The organism is Maridesulfovibrio sp. (assembly GCF_963676065.1).
In the GTDB taxonomy this organism is placed as follows: Bacteria; Desulfobacterota; Desulfovibrionia; order Desulfovibrionales; family Desulfovibrionaceae; genus Maridesulfovibrio.
Map to the genome: position 1 here is coordinate 825,368 of NZ_OY780933.1, position 22,421 is coordinate 847,788.

Here is a 22,421-nt window from a genome sequence, read left to right on the forward strand (position 1 = left end):
GTATGCATCACTTCGGTTTCTTCTAGACTTTTTCTACAGCTATGAGCGTAAAAAATCAAATCTGTAGGCATACAAGATCAACTGCTCAAGCGCTTGATCTTGTCCATAAAATAATTTTCCATTTCACGGCGATCCTTGCGTAAACGGATCAATTCTGATTCCATAACCTCGAGCTTGTGCTTTAAGGCGTTATTTTCCTGAGCTAATTCCGTGGTCGCCTCTTCAAGCTCAACATCTTTCTGCTCCAAGGCATTGGCACGTTCGTCGTATTCCTCGGTCATAGATTTAATATCAAGCTGAGGCAAAGCCTTGATTTTTTTCTGGCTGCGGGCAAGAAGAACAAAAGCTTTTTTGAGCTTGTAAATATCTTCGCGCTGCTCTTCAATGATTGACTTCTGGTCGGCAATCACTTCAAGTGACTTGCTCATCTTGTCCATCATCTCGGCAAAAGCACCGCTGAGTTCAGCCTGAATATTCATGGCCGGCTGCGCGGAGACACCACGCTCGGACGGACTGATCTCGATAGTGCGGGGATATTCGGAACGGAGCTGCTGCTCAATTTCCGTGGTAACCATCCCTTCATTATATAATGTAACGATGCGCTTGAAAATTTCGACCGCGGATTCCGGGTACTTGGTTACCCGGCCCATTTTTTTACTTGAAAGAAAATCCTTGAATAACGAAGCATACCGTCTGGCTGTCGGAGCGGGAATCATCGTAATCTTGGATATTTCAGCTACTGATAACCATTTCATAAATTTAATCCGGATTTGGTGATCAACGTGACAATCAAACAATGTTGTTTGACCGGACAATCAAAGAGTAAACACAGTATTCATAGACATTAAAACTGTCTGCTGTAAAGATTCTTACCAGATTATCATCAATAATGAAAACCGAAAAAATGAACATAAACACAGAAGACTTTTTCCTTAAAAGCTACGATTTTGAACTACCTGAACAGCAGATAGCGCAATGCCCGGCGGTTATGCGCCACGGCTCTAAGCTTATGGTCCTTGACCAAAAGACAGGTGAAACCGAAATTAAAAACTTCACCGACATTGTGGACCTGCTCCCGGAAGGGGCTCTACTGGTAGCAAATAATTCAAAAGTTATTCCGGCCCGAATATTCGGCAAAAAATACACCGGCGGACGAGTGGAATTCCTTTTGCTGACCCCGCTGCCGCTTATCGAACCAGAAATTGTACCGCAAGGATTCAAAGCACTGGCCCGAGGACTGCTTAGGGCATCCAAAAGTCCCAAGCCCGGAGACGAAATTATTTTTGAATGCGGCCTGAGACTTACCGTATTGAACAAAGGTAAATTCGGTCTTTCAGAGGTTGAGCTCACATGGACCGGCGACCTGAAGAAAATATTCGAAGAATGCGGGAAAATTCCCTTGCCGCCCTACATCCGCCGCGCCGCTGATGAAACTGACAGTGAACGCTACCAGACATTATACGCCTGTGATGAAAAGGCCGGTTCCGTTGCCGCCCCCACTGCTGGTCTGCATTTTTCTGAAGAGATTAATGAAAAGCTGAGGAAAAAAAACATCCAGAGGGCAGAAGTAACTTTATATGTTGGCTATGGAACATTCAGTCCTGTGAGGGCTGAAGATATCCGTGATCATGAAATGCATAGCGAATACATAGAGATACCAAAAGAAACAGCAGCGGCGGTAATCAAGGCGAAAAAAGAAGGACGCCCGGTGATCGCAGTAGGAACCACCTCCGCCCGGACTTTGGAGGGATCTTTCCAGCAAACAGGTGAAATTTCGGAATTTAAAGGTGAAACCAGTATTTTCATATACCCCGGATTCGAATTTAAAGTGGTTGACCGCATGATCACCAATTTCCATTTGCCAGAATCATCCCTTGTCATTATGATTTCCGCTCTCGCCGGTAGGAAAAACGTCTTGAATGCTTACTCTAAAGCTGTAGAAAATGAATTCAGATTCTTCTCCTACGGTGACTCAATGTATATAAAATAATCTACAAATAACGCTTCAACGTAGATTTCATGGAAAAATTTGCACCTAAACGCAAATAATTATACCTTGTTTTCAACAGTCACATTTTTATGACGTAATGAATATAAGTTAATAAAGACTCTAATGGTCCCAGCCCGTTAAAATAACGGGCTTTTCTGTCACAGTAACAGGAGAATAGGATGTCACGAGTAGAATTTTTGGACGAACGGTGCAAGGGCTGCCTGCTCTGCACAACCGTCTGTCCAAAGGAAATCATAAGGCAATCCGACCGATTTAATCAGCACGGTTACAAAGTTGCTGAAGTCGCGGCTGAGGATATGGAAAAGTGTACCGGATGTACTTCATGTGCGCTTATCTGTCCGGATATCGCTATCCGGGTATACAGAACCAAAAAGGCCAAAGGAGAATAGTAGTATGGCTAAGAAAGGCGAAAAGCTCTTCATCAAAGGCAACGAGGCTATCTCCCGCGGCGCTATTGCAGCCGGACTTAAATGCTATTTCGGCTATCCCATCACTCCCCAGAATGACATTCCGGAATACATGTCCGCAGAACTGCCCAAAGTCGGCGGTGAATTCGTTCAGGCTGAAAGTGAAGTAGCTGCTGCAAATATGCTTATCGGCGCATCATCTGCCGGTGTACGCTGCATGACATCATCCTCCAGCCCCGGTGTATCCCTGAAGCAGGAAGCAATTTCATACCTCGCAGGAAGCCAGCTCCCCGCAGTTATCGTGAATATGACCCGCGGCGGACCGGGACTGGGCGATATCGGCCCCAGTCAGGGTGACTATTTTCAGTCCACCAAAGGCGGCGGACACGGTGACTACCGCACTCTCGTCCTAGCTCCCGGAACATGTCAGGAAGCATATGACCTCGTTATTGAAGCATTTGACCTTGCGTTCAAATACCGTAACCCGGTCATGATCCTCGGTGATGCCATCATCGGACAGATGAAAGAGCCTGTGAACACTTGGGTTCCTGAAACTAAGAACGACGATGATGCTGAGCAGTGGCGCATTGAAGGCGCTAAAGGACGTGAGCATCGCATCATCAAATCACTGTTCCTAAGCGAAGGTTCCCTTGCAGGTCATAACCAGGCCCTGCAGGCTAAATATGACGACATGGCCAAATACACGAAGCAGGAACTTTTCGAGACTGATGATGCTGAACTCATCGTAGTCGCATACGGTTCCATCGGACGTATCGTAAAAAGCACAGTGAGAAAACTGCGCGCACAGGGTCATAAAGTCGGCCTTTTCCGTCCGATCACCCTTTACCCCTTCCCTTCTAATGAGCTTAAAAAACTCGCCGAACAGGGTAAAAAATTCCTGACTATTGAACACAACCTCGGTCAGATGGTTGAAGACGTACGTCTTTCCATCCGCACCATTACCGACAGTGATTTCTTCGGCTTCATGCCCGGAAACCTGCCCACCCCCGACGACTTCGAGGAGCCGATCCTCAAAAGCCTTGGAGGGAAATAGATATGAGCGAACAAGAAATTCTCGCCTTTGACAAGGCTGACGCTATTGTAGACGTTCCCACTCACTACTGCCCCGGCTGTCAGCATGGTATAGCCCACAGACTCGCGGGTGAACTGCTCAGCGAAATGGGCCTGACCGAAAACACCCTTTTGGTCACTTCCATCGGCTGTTCCGTATTCCTCTACAACTACCTCAAGGTAGACAGTGTGGAAGCACCTCACGGTCGCGCCCCGGCAGTAGCCACTGGCGTAAAACGTGCCCGTAGTGACAAATTCGTCCTTTCTTATCAGGGTGATGGCGACCTCGCCTCCATCGGTATGGCTGAGATCATGCACTGCGCGAACCGCGGTGAAAAAGTTTCCATCATCTTCGTCAACAACACCGTTTACGGTATGACCGGCGGACAGATGGCACCCACTACCATGGAAGGCCAGAAAACCACCACATCACCTGCCGGACGTAATCCGGATAAGGAAGGAATGCCTATCAAGATGGCGGAAATCATCGCCTCTCTCGGTGGTACAGCATACGCAGCACGTGTAGCCTTGAACAATGTCAAGAACATACGCAAGGCCAAGAAAGCCATGAAAAAGGCTTTCGAGGTACAGCAGAAAGGACTCGGCTTCGGCTTTGTCGAGCTGCTCGCCACCTGCCCCACCAACTGGAGAATGACCCCAATTCAGGCGAATGAAAGGATTGAAAATGAAATGATCCCGTACTTCCCGCTTGGTGTTTATAAAGACGTAACCGAGGAGGACTAAGATGAGCAAATACCTCGACAGCATTATTGCCGGATTCGGCGGACAGGGCGTTATGCTCATCGGTAACCTGCTGGCCTACTCAGGAATGAATGCCGGACTCAATGTAACCTACATTCCGGTATACGGTCCTGAAATGCGCGGCGGAACCGCCAACTGCACAGTCGTCCTTTCAGACGATGAAATCGGTTCCCCGATCATCCGCAGCCCGCACAGCCTGATCATCATGAACCGTCCTTCTCTGGATAAGTTTCAGGACACACTCATTGATGACGGTATCCAGATCGTTAACTCATCACTTGTTGATGCCGATCTGGTGGATAATGACCGCATTAAATCATTCCTCGTGCCCTGTAACGATATCGCCGACAAAATCGGAAATACCCGCATGGCAAATATGGTTGCGCTCGGTGCTTTCATCAAGGCGACCGGAATCATGGACCTGCAGGCAGTCATCGACTCCCTCGAAAACGTGATCTCCGCTCATTACCATCACCTCATTCCCAAAAACGCGGAAGCCCTCCAAGCAGGCGCTGACGCGATTTAAGTCTGTACAAAAAAATGCCTCCTGTGATTTTCACAGGAGGCATTTTTTTCTCCACAGCGCTTTCTGCGGGACCAAAGAAATTTTTTGAAAAAAGTTTCTTTAGACTCTTCAAAAACTTTTAATAGGACTTCGTCCGCTACAATTTAAAGCCAACCGAACATAACATCCTGCCTTTAAATATTTCACCGTAATTTATCATTAATTTTAAGCGTTTTATTTCAAAAAAACGACCCAGACATTACGAAAGACCACAAACGTCTTCAGGAGCGGAATATGGAAGTATTTAAGCCTGAAAAGCTTTTTGGAATAATTGGACACCCCCTCGGACATACAATGAGTCCCCTGCTCCACAATTGGGGCTTTGCAGAGCACAAAATTCCAGCTGTCTACATGGCTTGGCCTACTGAACCGGAAAAGGTTGAAAGCTTCATGCAGACTTTCAGAAATCTGCCTATTTCCGGTGCCAGCGTGACAATTCCACACAAACTTTCTGTAATGGACTACATTGATCAACTGACGGAGCGCGCAAAATCGGTCGGAGCGGTAAATACACTCTATTGGAAGGGTGATAAAATCGTGGGCGACAACACCGATGCCGCCGGAGTATCCGAACCGCTACGCCCATACTCTGATCAGATAAAAAAAGCACTCCTGATCGGGGCAGGCGGAGCTGCTCGCGCAGCGATCACTGGCCTTAAAGAATTGGGTATCAAAGAAATATGCATCACCAATCGCACTAAATCAAAAGCAGATGATCTCGCCGCTGAATTCAATATCTCAACCCTTGATTGGGACGCTCGCGGTGATCAGCACTTCGATCTTATCGTGAATTCCACTGCACTGGGGATGTCTGGAAAATTTGAAGGGATCAACCCAATGATCATGGACAATCAGGACGCGAACACCATCGTCTTCGACTTGGTCTACAATCCGCTTGAAACGATTTTCATCAAAGAAGCGAAGGACAAGGGATGCACCGTAATCCATGGAATAGAAATGTTCGTCCATCAGGGTTTGGAACAGTTCAGGCTTTGGACCGGGATCAGGCTGGATGAGAAGAAGGCGCGGGAATTGTTGCTGGAAAATTTGTAGCGTTAGCGGAAAGTTAGCGCTTCGCTCGTAACACATGCGACTATAATATCCCGCAATATCACTGATGATATTGCGGGATATTATAGTAAATCAACATAAACAAGCTGGAAGCTAAGCTTATTTAAAATTTTACTTCTCCAGCCGCCTGAGGAAAAATTTATCCGATACAAACAGACTTCACATTTACAAATTCGCGAATTCCGTAAGTTGAAAGTTCACGGCCATACCCGGAATTCTTCACCCCTCCGAACGGAAGCGGCGGACGGCTGCTGACCCGTCCATTAACATAAACCAGCCCTGCTTCAATCCTACGCGCCAGACGCAGTCCTTTTTCCTCATCACGGGTCCAAACCGAACCGCCTAGTCCGAACAAGCTGTCATTGGCCATTTCCATAGCCTGATCTTCACTCTCTGCCCGGAAAACCAAGGCAACAGGACCGAATAATTCATCACGGCCCGCTTCGTTTTTAAAAGGCACGTCGGTGATTATTGTCGGTGGGTAAAATGCCCCTTCGCCTTCGGGGATTGCTCCGCCCATAACTATCTTTCCACCTGCATTGATACATTTATCAACCTGCGCTTGCAGATCATTGCGGAACTGATGTGAAGCAAGTGGTCCCATGACCGTATTTTCATCAAAAGGATCGCCAATGGATACGGAATTCATACATTCGCTAAGCTTGCTGACAAATTCATCATAAATATCAGTGTGTACGATAAATCTTTTCGCTGCGATGCAGGCCTGCCCGGCATTGGAACATCTTGATTCAGCACCTAGCGACGCAGCCTTATCCAGATCGGCATCCGCAAGAACTACAAAGGCATCGCTCCCCCCCAGTTCCATTACGGATTTTTTGAGCTGTGCCCCTGCTGCAGCAGCGACTTTACGCCCGGCTCCTTCACTCCCGGTCAGACAGACCCCGACGACGGAATCATGTTTCAAGACATGCTCAACCTGTCCTGCCCCTATAAGCAGAGAGCGGAATACATTTTCCGGAAAAATTGAATCGCGAAAGGCCTGCTCAAGGGCTAATGCGCACTGAGGGACGTTAGAAGCATGTTTTAAGAGCATTGTATTGCCTGCCATAAGTGTCGGCACGGCAATACGTAAAACCTGCCATATGGGATAATTCCACGGCATTACGGCTAAGACTGTTCCCATGGGGGCATAGTCCACCCAACATTTCATGCCGTCGACGGTTTTCGGCTCACTGGCCAGCATGGATGGCCCATTGTCAGCGTAGAAATCGCAGACAGTTGCGGACTTGAGTACCTCGGCCCGGCCGGACTTAAGTGGTTTACCCATCTCAGCAGCCATGAGCTCTGCAAAATGATCCGCGCGTTCGCGAAGCAGCACGGCAAAGCTTCTTAGGCAATCCGCCCGAAATTCCATGGAACTGTTTTTCCATGAAGTGAAAGCACAATTTACATCGGAAACGGCAGAAAAGATCTGCGCGGAAGTGAACTCATCAAAACTTTTTTCAACTCGCCCGGTCATGGGGTTGGTACTCTGGATAGCCATCTGAGCATTACCTTGTTTTTACGTGATTATTATGGAGTGAGCTATGATTCTGCTCACTGCGTGGAAAGGCTACTTACCAAGAATGTCCAAAAAGAAAAAGGCGACTGCCCTTAGACAACCGCCTTTATTTTAATTTTAATCCTAAAAAAATTACCGGACGTAAACCTTAATGCGATCACCCGGACGCAGGATAGATTTATGGTTCAGACTGTTCCACTTCATCAGGGAAGATACTTTAACTCCGAAACGACGGGCAATTTTCCAAAGATTATCACCGCGTCTGACACGGTATTTAACCATCTGCTGCTTGACATTTTCAGCCTTTGCAACAGAGCTCGCTGATCTACGGGCATTGTTGTCAGGAATATAAAGCTTCTGCCCGACCTTAAGTCTGGAAGAATAAAGTCCGTTTGCACGTTTGATGGTACGAACGCTGATTCTGTAACGACTGGCGATGTCCCAGAGTGTGTCTCCTCTGCGGACACGATAATTGGCACGGCTACGGGCGTTACGACGGGTTTTACTGTTTTTGGCAGTATAGATGGACTTGGAAGAGCCCTTGCCCGGAATCATGATGTGCTGGCCCGGTTTAATAAGGTTGGACCGATGGTTGTTTACTGACTTAAGTACTGCGACCGGTACACCGTAGCGGCGTGCGATGCGATACCAAGAATCGCCTCTGCGGATTTTGTAGCGTTTATATCCGGCAAATGGGCGTGAATTGGGAGATTCAAGATAATCTGCGGCATCAGCCATTACCCGCTCAGGAAGATAAGCGTTGATGACAGCATTAGGCGGGCTTACCTGCCTGCGGAAATGGGGATTGAGCTTGTGAAAAGCGCTCCATTTCATGCCGCATGCTTTGGCAAGAGCCAGCAGGTCGGTACCACCGGGCACTTTTACTGTATCAACCTGAATACCATTATCCCAATTGATATTGGTAAAATTTAATTCATCAAGGTTTTTGAATATCTTGGAAATAGCAATAAATTTGGGAACGTAATTCTTGGTTTCAGAACGAAGACGGGCTCTTCTGCTGAGTTTGTGATTATTTTTGGTCAGATCGAAAAAGTCTTTTGATCCGGTCTTTCTCAAAGCACGGCCTATTTTACCTTCACCGGCATTATAGGCAGCAAGAGCCAGATACCAGTCCCCAAACATATCATGAAGTACGTTAAGGTATTTAACCGCAGCTTTGGTTGATTTGTAAGGATCACGGCGTTCATCAACCCACCAGTCCACACGCAGTCCGAATTTGCGGCCTGTATAAGGCATAAACTGCCACATACCGGCTGCTCCGACACGGGAATATGCCCATGCATTGTATCCGCTCTCGGCGAAAGGAAGCATAGCCAGATCCTGTGGCATATTGTTCTCGCAGAGAACCTTGCGAACATAAGGCAGGAAAGGCTCGGAGCGTTTCAACCAGCGGTCAAAAGTCTTGCGGGCTTTATGCGTAAAAAAACCGAAGTACTGCTGAACCTCTTTGGAGTCATGCTCATCAAGGTCAAAGAGGATGCCATTGCTTGATTGCAGGACCATTTCTTCTTCTGGGGTCAGGTCTTCAGCCTGCTGCGGTGCAGCTTCAAGCTCAGGATCAAGGGGTTCTATTCCTGAATCGGCAACTTCACGTTCGACAGACGCTTCGTTTTCGAGCGCAGCCGAAGATTGTGTATCTTGCACGGGCTCATTGACAGGAGCTGTCTTTGCGGAACAACCTACAAAAAATGCAAAAAATGCAAAAAGAGCGATTAACCGAAGCGATTTCAGCATTTTCGACCCCTTGTCGCTGTGGACGTGAGTTTTTATGATTTTATCCATATTTTATCTAGAAAAATTATAAATCTTAATTGCTTAGACACCCAAAAAATGTTCAAGAGACTAAAAAAAAAACACTTTTTAAGTGCGAAATAATGAGTAGTTCAAACATATGTAGAGCTATACTAAACCGCGACTGTTTGCAATAGTAAAACGAAAGGTATAGGTTGCCGGGATCGTTAGAGAGCAAGGGTTTCAGGGCCGGAGAGCATTTCGGAACTGAGCTCAGGTTACAAGAAAATGAGAACCGTATTCACCATAACAAAGCTTATTTATTAACCAATCACCTCTTCATACACCTGCTCCATTTTGTACTGTTTTTTAACAGCGCATTATTAAAAAAAAATACGGTTTTTTTACAATATCCAAGAAAAAAGGCGAACTTGAATGAAAAATAAGAACACTGACAATGACAACACCATCATAGCCGGCCGTAAACCAGTTCAGGAGCTACTTTTAGACTCTCCGGAAAGGATTGACCTGCTTTATTTGCAAAAGGGACGTCAGGACAAAAATTTCGAGCGCACAATTCAGCGCTGCAAAAAAAACGGTATCAAATATAAAATTGCAGACAAGACCGAACTTGGACGCATCTTTTCCGGCAACCATCAGGGAATAATCGCCCGTGTGGCCGGATTATCCTTTGCTGATTATGATGAAATGCTGGAAAACCTCGCTTCATCACCGCTTCCGTTACTCGTAGTTCTCGATCAGGTACAGGACCCGGGAAATGTCGGAGTTCTTTCCCGTTCCCTTTATGCGCTCGGAGGGGCAGGAATTGTGACTGCTAAGCACGGCGGAGCATTCCTCGGCCCTGCAGCAGTAAAAGCAAGTGCCGGAGCATTGAACAAACTGCCTGTGGCGCGCGTGAGCAATATTTCTCAGGCGCTGGACAAGGCTATTGATATGGGCATCAATATCTACGGAGCCGGGCTGGACGTTGACTCCTCGTCCGCCTACACCGCTGAAATCGAAACCCCGGCTATACTAGTACTCGGTAATGAGGAAAAAGGTATTCGCTTCAACGTGGAGAAACGTTGCCAGAAGCTGATCCATATACCCTTTCGCCGAGAATTTGACTCACTGAATGTCGCTCAGGCCGGGGCTATGCTGATCAGCGAATTTGCAAGGCGGCTGGGTTAATTTTATTATCCGGCAGAATAAACAAAAGAAATCCCCCCTGAAGATATCGATATCTTCAGGGGGGATTTTAATGACTATCAGGGTAATTACTATTTGATATACGTAGGAAGATTGATAAAAATATTGCGTGTGAAATCAATCATTTTATCCATGATCCACGGAAATGCAAAAAGCAGGGCCAAAAACATAGACACAATTTTAGGCACAAAGGTAAGGGTCATTTCCTGAATCTGGGTTGCAGCCTGAATAACAGAGACAAAAATCCCCACAACCAGCCCCACCGCGAGCATAGGCAGTGCCAGAGTCAAAGCCAGCTCAATAGACTGCTTCGCAAACCCAATTACAAATTCCGGGGTCATCTTTAGCCTCCGGTGGCCTTGAGGGAAAAACTTTTAATACGCTTAACCCTGTTAGATTAAATAATATTCTAAATATCTTTTCCGTCCGAATCTTTATTCCGTCCCCTACAAATAACATAAATCTGCCTAAGGAGTGGATGAGTTTGGACGCACTGACCCAAGGTCAATGAAATGTGTTGACGATGGAGCCCGTGAGCAGCGACCAGCCGTCAACCATGATGAACAGTAAAATTTTAAACGGTAATGAAACCATTGCCGGGGGCAACATCATCATACCCATGGCCAAAAGGATACTCGCTATGACCATATCCAGAATAAGGAACGGCACATAAATCAGGAAACCGATTGTGAACCCGGTCTTAAGCTCACTGATTGTGTAAGCCGCGACAAGCAGCATGGTATTTACATCTTCTTTGGTTTCCGGACGTTTTTCTCCGGTGATGGAATAAAAGATGGAGAGGTCTTTTTCACGGGTTTGTTTGAATAAAAACGCCCTTACGGGAATTTCCGCCTTCTTAAGGGCTTCAGTAAAACCGATTTCTTCATTGAGGTAAGGCTGAAGAGCCGTATCATTGATGACCTTTCCCGTTGGCATCATGATGACTACGGTCATAAATATGGCCAATGAAGCCAGAATCTGGTTCGGAGGCATCTGCTGCGTTCCCATGGCCTGACGCAGGAAATGGAATACGATAATGATTCTGGTAAAGGAGGTCATCGTCAGCATAATGGACGGCGCCATTCCCAGAACGGTCAGCAGGAAAAGGATTTCCAGCAGTCTTGAAACCTGCTCCGGCTCGTCCTGCCCTGCAGCGAGGTTAAGAGTCAGAGTAGGTATGGTCTCCTGTGCAAAGGCTGCTGCCGGTATAACCAGCAAAAGGATTGCGCTAAGAGTCAGAAGTGCCGGAATGTTCTTTTGCAAGATACCCGGCAAAGTCGGAATCAGTTTGTGCATGTCCTTCATCCCCTGCATGGAGCAGTGTAATTTTATCGTGGGTAACGCCGATCACTAATTCCCGGTCGCGATACCTGATAACCGTAACATTTTGACGAGGTCCCAGCGGAAGGCGATCCACTATTTCCAACTCTCCCTTCCTGGCCCCGCAGAACGAACCGCCGAAGTTGAAACGGCGCATGAAATAGTAAGCCAGCAACAGCATTGCCAGAATGAAAAAAAGAGCCGCCGACATTTTAAGCACGGACCCCACTCCGGAGTCCGGAACCATGAGCGCGGTGGCGGTTGCGTTAGGCAAGATGCTTCACCCGTTCGATAGGGCTGATGATGTCCGTCAGCCTGATACCGAATTTTTCGTTGATGACAACGGCCTCACCACGTGCGACCAGCTTGCCGTTAACGTAAATTTCAAGCGGTTCCCCGGCCAGCTTGGTCAATTCCACAACAGAACCGGTTCCAAGCTGCAAAAGTTCATTGATCAGCATCTTGGCCCGACCAAGCTCAGCGGAAACATCCAGCGGGATATCAAGAATAAAATCGAGATCGCGCCTTGAGCCGTCATGACGGGGATTTTTTGCTTCGTTAGTCAGATCCTTGAATTCGGCATCACGAGTCTGGGTACGCAGAAATTCCTGTTCTTTCTCCTTACGGATGTCATCACCGGTATCCTCTGCCAGCGCGGCAGCCCACTCATCGGCAAGATCAGCGTCATCTCCGCCGCCACCTCCGGTATCAGCACCGATTCCGCCATCATCGCCCTGCTCTCCAAGGGCAGCAGCCCACTCATCAGCAAGTGCGTCATCGTCAGAACCGCCGGCATCATCCTGTTCTCCGAGTGCGGCAGCCCATTCATCGGCTAAAGCCGCGTCATTACCGTCACCGGGATCACCTCCCAGAGGATCACCGCCGTCGGAATCGTCAGTAAGGGCATCAGCCCATTCCTGCGCGAGTTTATCCTGATCAAGATCATCTGACATCATTTGCTGCCTACCTCCGGATTAAAATTGGTCATCCCTGAACAGTCTCGGTGACAATAATTCGACTCACCATAAAACAGTTAAGCAAAAACCGTGCTACTGGATAACCATATCCGTAAAATATACTTGTAAAACTTTGGAGCCGCCCAGAATCTGATTCAAGCGGTCCACAATTTCTTTCTTCAGGAGAATCTTACTTTCCATAGTGGAAAGATCCTGAAATGTCTTGCTGGAAAGCAACAGAATCAGGGTATCCTTGACCATGGGTTCCTTTTTGGAAAGCTCGGCCACAGCTTCTTCGCTGACAACTTCCACATCAATACCCAGCTTAAGGTACCTGCGCCCCAGCGGATCCGCAAGGTTGACCACAAAAGTAGGCAAGGTAACGGTAAAACCGTCACCGGGAAGTGTTCCGGGATCTTCACCCTCTGCAGCCTGTTCCTGCTGTTGCTGATCGTCAGCAGTATCTTCAGGCTGGGCGGCAAAAAATTTCTGGTACGCAAAAAAACCACCGCCACCAAGTGCGCCCAAAAGCAGGAGAAGAATTATCCACTTAAGTATCCCACCTTTCTTTTTTGGTGCCTCAGCACTATCGTCAGCCATGATAAATCCTTTTAAGCTATATATTTAGAGCACATAGACTATACTCTTATACTAATACCCGCCCATTGGCGGAGTTGTTTTAATCAAAATTTCAACACGTCTGTTCTGCGCGCGACCTTCCGGGGTTGTATTTTTGTACATGGGAAAAGTCGGCCCGCAGGCAGAAACAGTCAGCCTATCGTTTTTTATACCCTGCTCCACAAAATATGTCAGCACGGACATAGCCCTTTCACCGGAAAGTTGAAAATTGGACTGGCTCATGCCACCCACATTGTCAGTATACCCGGCGACATTCACATCAGCCGCACCAAGGTAATCAAGCACAGGAACAAACTGGTAAAGCAGGGTTTTCGCCCTCTCGTCAAGTTCCGACTTACCCAGAGGGAACAATAGCTTGTCCGTAAGCACAAGCGCAACCCCTTCCGGTTTGGCCAGCACTTTCAGATTTTCATCAAGCGTGGCCCTATCCATATCCGGAGGAAGTACATCATCCGGGAAAAGAAGGTCCTTGATGCGGTCCTGCTTTTCCAGCACTTCCCACGGCCTTTCCAGAAATTCGCTTACGAGCTTGACCTTGGCTGTTACCCGTCCGGAACCGCGTTTATCAAGAAAGCCAAGTTCCGCAGGCATGATAGTTACACGGGTAATAAAACTCTGGTCCATTGATGCCATACTTAGCAAGAGAACAAAAAAAGTCAAAAGCAGGGTCACCAGATCTGAAAAGGTGACCAGCCAAGCCCCGCCCGGATCCGGCGGCTTTTTAACTTTATCACGGCCCATGAATCACCCTCACTGCCTTTTGGGCGGGTTTTCGGCATCGTCAATCGGGAAGACAAAATCATCAAACTTAAATTGATCGTTTTCCTTTCGCGGTGGCTGGTATTCCTTGATTTCCTTGGAAACAGCTGCGCTACGTGTATCAAGAACCAGATCAACCCTGCGATTCATCTTGCGTCCTTCAGGGGTGGAGTTTGGATGTCGGGGCCTGAATTTTCCAAATGCCTCCATCTTAAGCATATCCGGATTCATGCCGTTACGAATCAGGTAGTTGTATACGGCAAGAGACCTGCTCAAAGAAAGTTTCCATGAGATATCCGGGATAAGGTCCCGGTCTTCTACCCGGTAATCTTCGCCCATTTCGTCGCGCAGGATCGAAGTATGCCCGGCCACCAGAACCGGATGTTTAACCTGCTTTAGCACCGGTAGAACCGTATCGAGAATCCGCGCTCCTTCAATTGAAATTCTGGTGCTGTCGGGAGTGAAAAGGACATCGGCACCGATTGAAAGAATCTGCACGAACCTGTTTGATTCAAAACGTAAATCATCTTCAGCAAATTCCCAGAGCAGCGGCTTGATGGCCTCGAGATTATCCTGCAGCTCCATGGGGCCGACCTGAACTGTTTTACGGGAATCGGTATCGGAAAGCACATCATAACCACGTGAACCAAAACCGAAAGTACCGATGATAGAACCGAGAACCACCAGTTTACGACGTTCGTCAACGACCGACATACTCACCAACAGGACAAAAAAGGTGAGCATCAGGGTCATCAGGTCACTGAAAGTGATCAGCCATAAAGGCTGCCCCTCAGCTTCTGGCGGCTTCTTCTTCCTACCCATTCATCCCCCGGTGACAGTTTGCAGTCGTAATTACTGTAATTCCAACGGCTAATCAGTGATCTTACGTATTTTAGGAGGCAGGAAGCTATTCAGCTTCTCCTCGATAATCTTGGGGTTTTCACCTTTCGAGATAGAGATAATTCCTTCCATAACCATTTCCCGGAGCAGAATTTCTTCCTTACTGCGGGTCTTGAGCTTTCCTGACATGGGAGTGAAAACAAGGTTCGCGAAAATTGCGCCGTAGAGAGTGGTCAACAGCGCAACAGCCATTGCCGGACCGATTGTACTGGGATCACTCATAGTCTGGAGCATCTGCACCAGACCGATAACAGTACCGATCATGCCCATAGCCGGAGCAAAGTCCGCAAAAACTTTCAGAATTTCAGCCCCTGTTTCATGCCTGTTCTCAAGATACTGAATCTCTGTTTCCAGAATATCCTGAATAACCTGAGGCTCAAGACCATCCACAGTCAGCTGCAACCCTTTGCGCAGGAAATCGTCTTCAATGGACTTCAAAGCCGGTTCGAGAGAAAGGATTCCTTCGCGGCGGGCACGGTTGGCGAAATCCATGAACTTGTCGATAATTTCCGACGGGGATTCAAGATTTGAAAAGAAGGTCTTTTTTATAATCCCGACTACCCCGAGGACATGACCCATGGGATAGTTTACCAGCGAGGCCCCGATGGTCCCCCCGATAACAATCAGAACTGACGGAACGGAAATAAAAATACCCAGCGGACTTCCGACCAGAATAGCCGCAAGAACAAGCCCGAACGAAAGCACTATCCCTATTACTGTACCCAGATCCATGAAATCCGCCTGTGGGTTGTTTAAATTTTAGTAACCCGGCCTTGTGCCGAAAATTTTTGTCCCGACCCTGATCATGGTGGAACCTTCCTCAATGGCTACCCGGAAGTCTCCGGTCATCCCCATTGAAAGCTCCGGCAGACTTATTCCGAATAACTTCTCCATACCTTCAGAAAGCATACGCAGCCTTGCAAAATAAGGTCTGGCTCCCTCCGGATCTCCGAAAAAAGGAGGTAAGCACATAAGTCCTGTCAACTTCAGATTGCCGTAACCCTGAACTTCTTCGATCAAAGCCGGAAGCGTTTCCTCGTTGACACCACACTTCTGTTCTTCACAAGCAGTATTGACCTGAATAAGTATATTCTGGACAACACCCAGTGTTTCAGCCTTTTTATTCAGCAGCCCGGCCAGTTTGGATGAGTCCACGCTGTGTACGGCGCTGAATCTACCGGAAACCTGCTTGGCCTTTTTGGACTGCAGTCCGCCGATAAAATGCCAATCTATATCCAACCCGGAAAGTTCCTCCTGCTTTGCAAGGGCTTCCTGTACATAGGATTCCCCGAAACAGCGATGTCCGGCGTTGTATAAAATCTCAATATCAGAGGCGGCATGAAGTTTTGAGACCGCCATAACGGTGACTTCTTCCGGTTTACGCCCGCACCGCAGGCAGGCCTCTGCTACTTCTTCCTTAACCTCTGATATATTTTCAATAAGTTCTTTTTCCCTGTTACTCATAATCAGACTGCCGTTTCATGCAGCGGCATACAGTAAAATTCGGTTGAATATACAAATTTCTTTAATAAAAAGAAAACAAAAGGACAAGATTTCACAGAATAGACTATTCACCCAGCCCCAAGGAGCGCAAAAATCCCACATCCTCGGTCCAGCCTTCACGTACCTTGACCCACAGCTCGAGCATAACTTTCATCTCCAGCATATCTTCCAACTCACGTCTAGCTTGAGTGCCTATTTTCTTAAGGTTTTGTCCACCCTTACCGATGATCATACCCTTGTGGTTCTTCTTGGTTGTATAAATAATCGCGCCGATATTTACCAGATTGCGGTCCGGCTCCTCGTTCCAAAATTCAATTTCAACCGCAGTGGAATAAGGAAGTTCCTGCTGCAGACTCATAAAAAGTTTTTCACGCACGGTTTCTGATGCCATGAAACGCATAGGCACGGTGGAAACCTGATCTTCGGGAAACATGGGCGGCCCTTCCGGCAGAGCTTCAACCACTTTTTCCAAAAGCACGTCGGCACCCTCACCTTTTAGGGCGGAAACGGGAATAAATTCAGCCTCCGGCCAAAGCTGCTGCGCTTTTTCCATTACCGGAAGAAGCATGGCCTTATCTTTGACTTTATCAACCTTGTTGACCGCGACAAAAATCTTTTTGTGTGACTGATTGACGGGTTTGGCCACCGGAGCGAGTTCCTGTTCCATGAGATGCGGCTTGGACGCATAGAGGGCAGCATCAAAAAGAACCACAATAGCGTCGGCATTGCCCAGAGCTTCCCATGCTGAATCCAGTAAAAAGCGGTTCATCTTGCCGCGCATACGGTGAATACCGGGAGTATCCAGAAAAACAACCTGCGAATTTTCATCACTCAGGATACCGCTGATGCGGTTTCGGGTGGTCTGGGGTTTAGGGGAAACAATTGCCACCTTCTGCCCCAGATAATGGTTCATGAGAGTGGATTTACCTGCATTGGGAGGGCCGATCAAAGCCACCCAACCGAATTTATATTCTTCTGACATAGTTATTACCTCGTTAAAATGTGCCTTAAAGGCCTCCGGCGTCTTCTCTGCTCTCAACACCAGCAAGACTGGAAGCAAATCTTCTCGCCTAACTGCTGCAAAGTCTCCGAGAGCGCCTTCTGTGGATTCAGAGGAGCAAGCCCCTTTAGAATTCCAAATTGGCTGTCGCTAAGTTTCATATCTGGTTTGCGGAAACATAATATGTCCCTTTCCGTCAAACCGCCGAAAGCAAAATACACGAAAATCGGTTACTAAGCCAACTTCAAAAAACACGTTCCTGAAACGGCCTGATTAAACGCTAAAAGACCTTTCCAATTAGCCCTTGGAAAGGTCTTTTAGATCGATCACTCAACTATAAAAAATTTAGACTTTATTTAGTTTCACGTGAAACCAGATAGTTATCAAAATTATCTACAAATAATCACGGCTAAGCCCTCACAAAAGGTTTTGGATTCTTGCATTATCCCTTAGACGAGAAGCTTTGCTTCAAATTTAACCTTCTTCTTCACCCTGAACATATCCGCAACCTTTTTCCGGGCAGGCAATATGCTCGCCTTTGGCGCGGGTAGTCTTCTTGACCAGAACAGGATGTCCGCACTTGGGGCAGGGACCATCAATAGGCGGATACCAGACAGCATAATCGCAATCCGGGTACTGGTCACAGGAATAAAAGAGCTTGCCGCGGCGGGAGCTTTTTTCCACCAACTCACCCTTACAGCCCTCGCGGGGACATTTAACCCCGGTGGAAAATGGCTTGGCGTGCTTGCAGTCAGGATAATTTGAACAAGCAATAAACCTACTGCCTGTGCGGGCATGCTTGATGATCAGGTCCCCGTCGTCACAGTCAGGACATTTACCGACTATCTGTGCTGAAGGAGTTTCCACAACTTTGATCTTACCCTCATCGTCACGCTCGAAATTCTTGATATTCCGGCAGTCCGGATATCCGGTACATCCGAGGAATTCACCCCGGCTTGAACGTTTGATCGCCATGGGACTACCGCATTTTTCACAGGTAACCCCGGTCTCTTCCGGCGGCTCTTCTTCAAGAACGACAATTTTACCTTTATCGTCACGAGTGAAGTTAACAATATTCTTACAGTCCGGATAGTTGGAGCAGCCGAGAAATTCACCGGTCCGTCCGAACTTGATAACCATGGGTGATCCGCATTTTTCGCAGGTAATCCCGGTATCCTCTCCGCCGCGCTTCATTTCCTTGGATGCGGTTTCAAGTGTGGGATAAAACCCGTCAGCGAATTTTTTCATCAGTGAGGTCCACTCAAGCTTCCCTTCGGCAACATCATCAAGCTGCTTTTCCATGGCGGCGGTGAACCCGACATCCATAAGTTCCTTGAAATGTTCGGAAAGCTGATTGCTGACCACAAATCCCAATTCAGTGGGAATAAATTTCTTTTCCTCCAGATTCACGTAGCCGCGATCCTGAATGGTGGAAATGATTGATGCGTATGTAGACGGCCTGCCGATGCCCTTTTCTTCCAGTTCGCGAACAAGGGAAGCCTCGGAATAACGAGCCGGAGGCTGAGTGAATTTCTGCTCACTGTCAATCTTTTCGACTTTGAGCACTTCACCCTTTTCCAGCTTGGGCAGCTCGATGAGCTTTTCGTCACCGGTCTTACCTGTTACGCGCATGAAACCGGGAAAGAGCAACCGTTCGCCCTTTGAACGCCAGATGGTATTGTTAGCCTGAATTGTTACTACTGTGTCCCAGAAACGGGCCTGAGCCATCTGCGAAGCGATAAACCTATTCCAGATAAGCTTGTAGACCTTGAACTGGTCAGCGGGAAGGAAAGATTTAACATCCTCAGGCATAATAGTCGCATCAACCGGGCGAATGGCTTCATGAGCATCCTGAGCCCCGCCCTTTGATTTAAAGACCCGCGGTTTGGGCGGATAAAATTCAGCACCGTACTTATCAAGAATCACTTCCTTGGCGGCATCACGCGCTTCATTGGCGATTCGCACGGAGTCGGTACGCATATAGGTGATCAGTGCGGTGGTTCCCTTGTCCCCGAGCTCAACCCCTTCGTAAAGACGCTGGGCAAGGGTCATGGTCCGCTTGGCGGAATAGCCGAGCCTGCGGTTGGCATCCTGCTGCAAAGTAGAAGTAATATAGGGAGGCAGGGGATTGCGCTTGCGTTCCTTCTCAGTGAGATCGGTAATCTCAAAAGACGCGCCCTTCACATTATTCTGGAGTGCTTCGGCTTCTTCAGCAGAACCTATCTCAGCTTTTTTGCCGTCAACTTTCCAGAGATCGGCCACAAAAGGAGGTGGGTTCTTACCTTCCATGTGCGCCTTGAAGAGCCAGTATTCCTCAGGGATAAAGGCCCGTCGGGCTTTTTCCCTTTCCACTACCAGCTTAAGCGCAACGGACTGGACACGACCTGCGGAAATTCCGCGTTTAACCTTTTTCCAGAGAATGGGAGAAATTTTGTAACCCACCAGACGATCAAGAATACGGCGGGCCTGCTGCGAGTCAAAAAGCTGCTCGTTAAGCTGCTGTGGATGTTCCAAAGCTTCTTTAACGGCCCGTGCGGTAATTTCGTTGAACTGGATACGACTGACGTTCTCGTTCACTTCCTTGATAATGGCCGCAACATGCCAGCCGATGGCCTCCCCTTCGCGGTCGGGGTCAGGTGCGAGGAAGACATGATCGGCTTTAGCCGCTGCCTTCTTCAGTTTGTTGACCACATCTTCCTTACCGGGAATGACCTGATACTGGGGCGTGAAATCACCATCTTCATCGACTCCAAGTTTGTTCTTGGGCAGATCGCGGACATGACCTACGGACGCAGCAACCTGATAGTTCCTGCCAAGAAACTTACTGATAGTCTTCACCTTTGCCGGGGACTCAACAACAATCAAATCTTTGCTCATAGTTTGCAGCCTATAACCATCAAGTTGACACTATGCAACTATAAAAAATCATTACGCGCAGCTTTATCACTGAACAGGATGCTATATCCATTCCCTAAAAATTATTTTTAACTCACCAAAAAATCAGGAAGAAACACACTTTTTCAAAAGGGATAATTTCTCATATAAAATTTTTATATCTTCACCATCACGGGCAGAGAGTTCCAGGTCTTTGGCCTTGACCGAAACTTCCGGCAACCCGAAAGTCCGTGCCGAACCGGCCACAGCATGGACACTTTTATAAAACTTTTCAAGATCACGGGCAGAACCTTTTTTTTCATACGCAGCCAGATACCCGTACAGCTCTTCAATACGGCCGCCGAGCGCAACAGCATATTTTTTATTAAGCTCAGCTATTTTATCTTCAAGTGTGCCCATATATACCTCCGGCGTCTCTATCAGCGGATTTTCCCAAATTTATTCAGCTTGGATTTACCGCTTGGATTTACCGCTTGGATCTCAAAAAAATACTAATAAAATGACGTATTATCTCGCTATCTGCGAAGCTTATCAAAAGTTTTGGAAATCCTTAAACTCTTTTTACAAAAAGGGTTTTAGGCCACCGGCAGACTCCCTTCATACATAAAAAAAGCCCGCGTAGTGCGGGCTTTTGTCATTTACCTTTTAGAACTGTTCATCAACATGACTCCTGCTGCTTGTATTACCAAGAACAGGATCAGGAAGTGGATGAACATGTCTTTCTGGATGGCACCCCAGATTATGTACATCGAGCCGCATCCCGCCAACAGCGGACAGAGGAAACGGCTGAAGGGTCCGAGGTCGGTGAAAGTTTTCATCACCCAGATATAAATGGAAATGTAAATTACGTACAGAAACGCGATGGGCAGCTCTGAAACATCCATAAACTGGCCCCACCAGCCGTGGAAGTTACCGTACCAGACCAGCAGCCAGAAACAGGACAGGAAATAACCGATGATCGCCGACCAGCTGGTACAGTTGGTAGACGGATTAACCTGCTTAAAAAGACTTGCCTTAGGTCCGAGATTACGTGACGCAATAGAGAACATGCCGCGTGCAGAGCCCATAATCAGGCCGTTAAGGGTGCCGAGGCAGGAGATGATAACGAACACGGTCAGCATAGTGCCGCCCACATTGCCGAAGATCATTTCAATAACGCGTACAGGAGCGGCATCGCCTTCAGCGAGAACCTGATCGTTGGTCAGCACGCCGGAAATACCCAGATAGTAAAGCATATAGATGCTCATAACCGCGATGGTACCGACAACCAGTGCACGGGGCAGGGTCTTTTTAGCATCTTTAAGTTCGGCGTTGATTACGGTGGCGATAATCCAGCCTTCGTAAGCAAAGGCCGTGGAAAGGGTCGCCACAGCCAAACCGCCGCCGCTGCCTGCAATTTCACTTGCAGTCTGCGTGAAATTCTGCATGGTCTGTCCGCTGGAAAGGCCGGCAAGACCGCCCACAACAGCCACAAGACCAAGGGGAATAAGCTTGATTACAGTGGAAGAAACCTGCCATTTACCGGCCAGAACCGGGGAGTAATAATTAAGCAGAAAAAATGCAGTCAGGTAAATGAAAGAAAGGGGCCACAGAAATTCCTTCATTCCAATGAGTCCAACTGTGTAGTTGGCGGAAACCCAGGCGAGAACCGCAACAAGGGTCGGATAATAAATAAAGGTCATGAACCAGCCGACCATATAGCCGGCCTTTTCACCGTAAGCTTCCTCGAAATAGTCTACCAGACCGTTAACCTTTTCAATGCGGGTCGCTATTTTCGAAAAAACATATGCGGTAACAACCATGATCGCGCCACCTATCAACCAAGCGAGCAGCGCGGTAGGCAGATTTCCGCCCGCGGCTTTTAATACGTTATCAGCCTTAAAGAAAACCCCGGATCCGATTACAATCCCCACAACCATTGCTGTCGCAGTCCAGAAACCGTATTTCTTCTGTAAATTCTCCATATCAACAATCACCCCGTTTACACTTCTTCCGTTCAACCTTCCCATCATAAAATAAGCAGTCCAGCATCTGAAAAATTAAAATCAGGGAAGCAACACATACGCGAAAAAACAATGA

23 protein-coding genes are annotated in these 22,421 nt (G+C 47.7%); 7 read left to right on the forward strand and 16 right to left on the reverse strand.

Annotated features, from left to right (window positions below; all coding sequences use genetic code 11):
* Positions 1 to 77 precede the first annotated feature (77 nt).
* Positions 78 to 755 carry a hypothetical protein gene (locus ACKU35_RS03700; RefSeq protein ID WP_319763257.1) on the reverse strand — a complete coding sequence of 226 codons (678 nt, stop codon included), beginning with the start codon at positions 753 to 755 and terminating at the stop codon, positions 78 to 80.
* A gap of 134 nt (positions 756 to 889) precedes the next feature.
* On the opposite strand from ACKU35_RS03700, the gene queA reads away from it, so the two are divergent.
* From queA to aroE, 6 genes are all read left to right on the forward strand, one after another.
* Entirely contained in the window at positions 890 to 1,990 is a 1,101-nt protein-coding gene (gene queA / locus ACKU35_RS03705) for a tRNA preQ1(34) S-adenosylmethionine ribosyltransferase-isomerase QueA (protein ID WP_407944194.1), read from the forward strand.
* A 179-nt stretch (positions 1,991 to 2,169) separates the two neighbouring features.
* Positions 2,170 to 2,400 carry a 4Fe-4S binding protein gene (locus tag ACKU35_RS03710; protein ID WP_015853687.1) on the forward strand — a complete coding sequence of 77 codons (231 nt, stop codon included), beginning with the start codon at positions 2,170 to 2,172 and terminating at the stop codon, positions 2,398 to 2,400.
* Between the two features lie 4 nt (positions 2,401 to 2,404).
* Positions 2,405 to 3,472 carry a 3-methyl-2-oxobutanoate dehydrogenase subunit VorB gene (locus ACKU35_RS03715; protein ID WP_319763264.1) on the forward strand — a complete coding sequence of 356 codons (1,068 nt, stop codon included), beginning with the start codon at positions 2,405 to 2,407 and terminating at the stop codon, positions 3,470 to 3,472.
* A 2-nt stretch (positions 3,473 to 3,474) separates the two neighbouring features.
* The gene (locus ACKU35_RS03720; RefSeq protein ID WP_319763266.1) at positions 3,475 to 4,233 is read left to right on the forward strand and encodes a thiamine pyrophosphate-dependent enzyme; all 759 of its coding nucleotides are present in this window, start codon (positions 3,475 to 3,477) and stop codon (positions 4,231 to 4,233) included.
* A 1-nt stretch (position 4,234) separates the two neighbouring features.
* Entirely contained in the window at positions 4,235 to 4,777 is a 543-nt protein-coding gene (locus ACKU35_RS03725) for a 2-oxoacid:acceptor oxidoreductase family protein (RefSeq protein WP_319763268.1), read from the forward strand.
* A gap of 273 nt (positions 4,778 to 5,050) precedes the next feature.
* Positions 5,051 to 5,869 carry a shikimate dehydrogenase gene (gene aroE / locus ACKU35_RS03730; protein ID WP_319763270.1) on the forward strand — a complete coding sequence of 273 codons (819 nt, stop codon included), beginning with the start codon at positions 5,051 to 5,053 and terminating at the stop codon, positions 5,867 to 5,869.
* A 157-nt stretch (positions 5,870 to 6,026) separates the two neighbouring features.
* Here the strand turns inward: aroE and ACKU35_RS03735 are convergent, their stop codons facing one another.
* The gene (locus tag ACKU35_RS03735) at positions 6,027 to 7,391 is read right to left on the reverse strand and encodes an NAD-dependent succinate-semialdehyde dehydrogenase (RefSeq protein ID WP_319763272.1); all 1,365 of its coding nucleotides are present in this window, start codon (positions 7,389 to 7,391) and stop codon (positions 6,027 to 6,029) included.
* Between the two features lie 150 nt (positions 7,392 to 7,541).
* Positions 7,542 to 9,164: a LysM peptidoglycan-binding domain-containing protein gene (locus tag ACKU35_RS03740; protein ID WP_319763274.1), complete on the reverse strand. Its 1,623-nt coding sequence runs from the start codon at positions 9,162 to 9,164 to the stop codon at positions 7,542 to 7,544.
* 432 nt (positions 9,165 to 9,596) lie between these two features.
* Here ACKU35_RS03740 and rlmB point away from each other — a divergent pair, with 432 nt between their 5' ends.
* Positions 9,597 to 10,352: a 23S rRNA (guanosine(2251)-2'-O)-methyltransferase RlmB gene (rlmB, locus tag ACKU35_RS03745; RefSeq protein WP_319763276.1), complete on the forward strand. Its 756-nt coding sequence runs from the start codon at positions 9,597 to 9,599 to the stop codon at positions 10,350 to 10,352.
* Positions 10,353 to 10,441: 89 nt separating this feature from the next.
* On the opposite strand, the gene fliQ is transcribed toward rlmB, so the two are convergent.
* The 13 genes from fliQ to ACKU35_RS03810 all read right to left on the reverse strand — a co-directional run bounded on the left by fliQ (position 10,442) and on the right by ACKU35_RS03810 (position 22,306).
* Entirely contained in the window at positions 10,442 to 10,711 is a 270-nt protein-coding gene (fliQ, locus tag ACKU35_RS03750) for a flagellar biosynthesis protein FliQ (RefSeq protein ID WP_319763277.1), read from the reverse strand.
* Between the two features lie 163 nt (positions 10,712 to 10,874).
* Entirely contained in the window at positions 10,875 to 11,666 is a 792-nt protein-coding gene (fliP, locus tag ACKU35_RS03755) for a flagellar type III secretion system pore protein FliP (RefSeq protein WP_319763279.1), read from the reverse strand.
* On the reverse strand, positions 11,599 to 11,964 hold the full coding sequence (fliO, locus tag ACKU35_RS03760; RefSeq protein WP_319763281.1) for a flagellar biosynthetic protein FliO: 366 nt from the start codon (positions 11,962 to 11,964) through the stop codon (positions 11,599 to 11,601). Before fliO ends, fliP begins: the two co-directional genes overlap by 68 nt.
* Positions 11,957 to 12,646, reverse strand: coding sequence for a flagellar motor switch protein FliN (gene fliN / locus ACKU35_RS03765; protein ID WP_319763283.1), 690 nt, complete (start codon positions 12,644 to 12,646; stop codon positions 11,957 to 11,959). Before fliN ends, fliO begins: the two co-directional genes overlap by 8 nt.
* 93 nt (positions 12,647 to 12,739) lie before the next feature.
* Positions 12,740 to 13,246 (reverse strand): flagellar basal body-associated protein FliL, encoded by a 507-nt coding sequence (locus ACKU35_RS03770; RefSeq protein ID WP_319763285.1) that lies wholly within the window; start codon positions 13,244 to 13,246, stop codon positions 12,740 to 12,742.
* Positions 13,247 to 13,297: 51 nt separating this feature from the next.
* Positions 13,298 to 14,026, reverse strand: coding sequence for an OmpA family protein (locus ACKU35_RS03775; protein WP_319763287.1), 729 nt, complete (start codon positions 14,024 to 14,026; stop codon positions 13,298 to 13,300).
* 9 nt (positions 14,027 to 14,035) lie between these two features.
* Entirely contained in the window at positions 14,036 to 14,866 is an 831-nt protein-coding gene (locus tag ACKU35_RS03780) for a flagellar motor protein MotB (RefSeq protein ID WP_319763289.1), read from the reverse strand.
* A gap of 48 nt (positions 14,867 to 14,914) precedes the next feature.
* Positions 14,915 to 15,676, reverse strand: coding sequence for a MotA/TolQ/ExbB proton channel family protein (locus ACKU35_RS03785; protein WP_319763291.1), 762 nt, complete (start codon positions 15,674 to 15,676; stop codon positions 14,915 to 14,917).
* A gap of 27 nt (positions 15,677 to 15,703) precedes the next feature.
* Positions 15,704 to 16,408, reverse strand: coding sequence for a YggS family pyridoxal phosphate-dependent enzyme (locus ACKU35_RS03790; RefSeq protein ID WP_319763293.1), 705 nt, complete (start codon positions 16,406 to 16,408; stop codon positions 15,704 to 15,706).
* A 103-nt stretch (positions 16,409 to 16,511) separates the two neighbouring features.
* The gene (gene era / locus ACKU35_RS03795; protein ID WP_319763295.1) at positions 16,512 to 17,429 is read right to left on the reverse strand and encodes a GTPase Era; all 918 of its coding nucleotides are present in this window, start codon (positions 17,427 to 17,429) and stop codon (positions 16,512 to 16,514) included.
* Positions 17,430 to 17,921: 492 nt separating this feature from the next.
* Complete coding sequence (gene topA / locus ACKU35_RS03800; protein ID WP_319763296.1) at positions 17,922 to 20,324, reverse strand: type I DNA topoisomerase; 2,403 nt, start codon at positions 20,322 to 20,324, stop codon at positions 17,922 to 17,924.
* Positions 20,325 to 20,447: 123 nt separating this feature from the next.
* The gene (locus tag ACKU35_RS03805) at positions 20,448 to 20,741 is read right to left on the reverse strand and encodes an Hpt domain-containing protein (protein WP_319763298.1); all 294 of its coding nucleotides are present in this window, start codon (positions 20,739 to 20,741) and stop codon (positions 20,448 to 20,450) included.
* A gap of 239 nt (positions 20,742 to 20,980) precedes the next feature.
* Entirely contained in the window at positions 20,981 to 22,306 is a 1,326-nt protein-coding gene (locus ACKU35_RS03810) for an amino acid permease (RefSeq protein ID WP_319763300.1), read from the reverse strand.
* Positions 22,307 to 22,421: the final 115 nt, after the last annotated feature.

Coding starts and splice junctions, on each gene's coding strand:
- ACKU35_RS03785 (WP_319763291.1), bottom strand. CDS start 15,676: ATGGATCTGGGTACAGTAATAGGGATAGTGCTTTCGTTCGGGCTTGTT.
- ACKU35_RS03720 (WP_319763266.1), top strand. CDS start 3,475: ATGAGCGAACAAGAAATTCTCGCCTTTGACAAGGCTGACGCTATTGTA.
- ACKU35_RS03740 (WP_319763274.1), bottom strand. CDS start 9,164: ATGCTGAAATCGCTTCGGTTAATCGCTCTTTTTGCATTTTTTGCATTT.
- ACKU35_RS03715 (WP_319763264.1), top strand. CDS start 2,405: ATGGCTAAGAAAGGCGAAAAGCTCTTCATCAAAGGCAACGAGGCTATC.
- ACKU35_RS03810 (WP_319763300.1), bottom strand. CDS start 22,306: ATGGAGAATTTACAGAAGAAATACGGTTTCTGGACTGCGACAGCAATG.
- fliP (WP_319763279.1), bottom strand. CDS start 11,666: ATGCACAAACTGATTCCGACTTTGCCGGGTATCTTGCAAAAGAACATT.
- ACKU35_RS03725 (WP_319763268.1), top strand. CDS start 4,235: ATGAGCAAATACCTCGACAGCATTATTGCCGGATTCGGCGGACAGGGC.
- ACKU35_RS03790 (WP_319763293.1), bottom strand. CDS start 16,408: ATGAGTAACAGGGAAAAAGAACTTATTGAAAATATATCAGAGGTTAAG.
- fliQ (WP_319763277.1), bottom strand. CDS start 10,711: ATGACCCCGGAATTTGTAATTGGGTTTGCGAAGCAGTCTATTGAGCTG.
- ACKU35_RS03735 (WP_319763272.1), bottom strand. CDS start 7,391: ATGGCTATCCAGAGTACCAACCCCATGACCGGGCGAGTTGAAAAAAGT.
- ACKU35_RS03710 (WP_015853687.1), top strand. CDS start 2,170: ATGTCACGAGTAGAATTTTTGGACGAACGGTGCAAGGGCTGCCTGCTC.
- ACKU35_RS03700 (WP_319763257.1), bottom strand. CDS start 755: ATGAAATGGTTATCAGTAGCTGAAATATCCAAGATTACGATGATTCCC.
- ACKU35_RS03770 (WP_319763285.1), bottom strand. CDS start 13,246: ATGGCTGACGATAGTGCTGAGGCACCAAAAAAGAAAGGTGGGATACTT.
- ACKU35_RS03780 (WP_319763289.1), bottom strand. CDS start 14,866: ATGGGTAGGAAGAAGAAGCCGCCAGAAGCTGAGGGGCAGCCTTTATGG.
- aroE (WP_319763270.1), top strand. CDS start 5,051: ATGGAAGTATTTAAGCCTGAAAAGCTTTTTGGAATAATTGGACACCCC.
- fliN (WP_319763283.1), bottom strand. CDS start 12,646: ATGATGTCAGATGATCTTGATCAGGATAAACTCGCGCAGGAATGGGCT.
- era (WP_319763295.1), bottom strand. CDS start 17,429: ATGTCAGAAGAATATAAATTCGGTTGGGTGGCTTTGATCGGCCCTCCC.
- queA (WP_407944194.1), top strand. CDS start 890: ATGAAAACCGAAAAAATGAACATAAACACAGAAGACTTTTTCCTTAAA.
- rlmB (WP_319763276.1), top strand. CDS start 9,597: ATGAAAAATAAGAACACTGACAATGACAACACCATCATAGCCGGCCGT.
- ACKU35_RS03775 (WP_319763287.1), bottom strand. CDS start 14,026: ATGGGCCGTGATAAAGTTAAAAAGCCGCCGGATCCGGGCGGGGCTTGG.
- topA (WP_319763296.1), bottom strand. CDS start 20,324: ATGAGCAAAGATTTGATTGTTGTTGAGTCCCCGGCAAAGGTGAAGACT.
- ACKU35_RS03805 (WP_319763298.1), bottom strand. CDS start 20,741: ATGGGCACACTTGAAGATAAAATAGCTGAGCTTAATAAAAAATATGCT.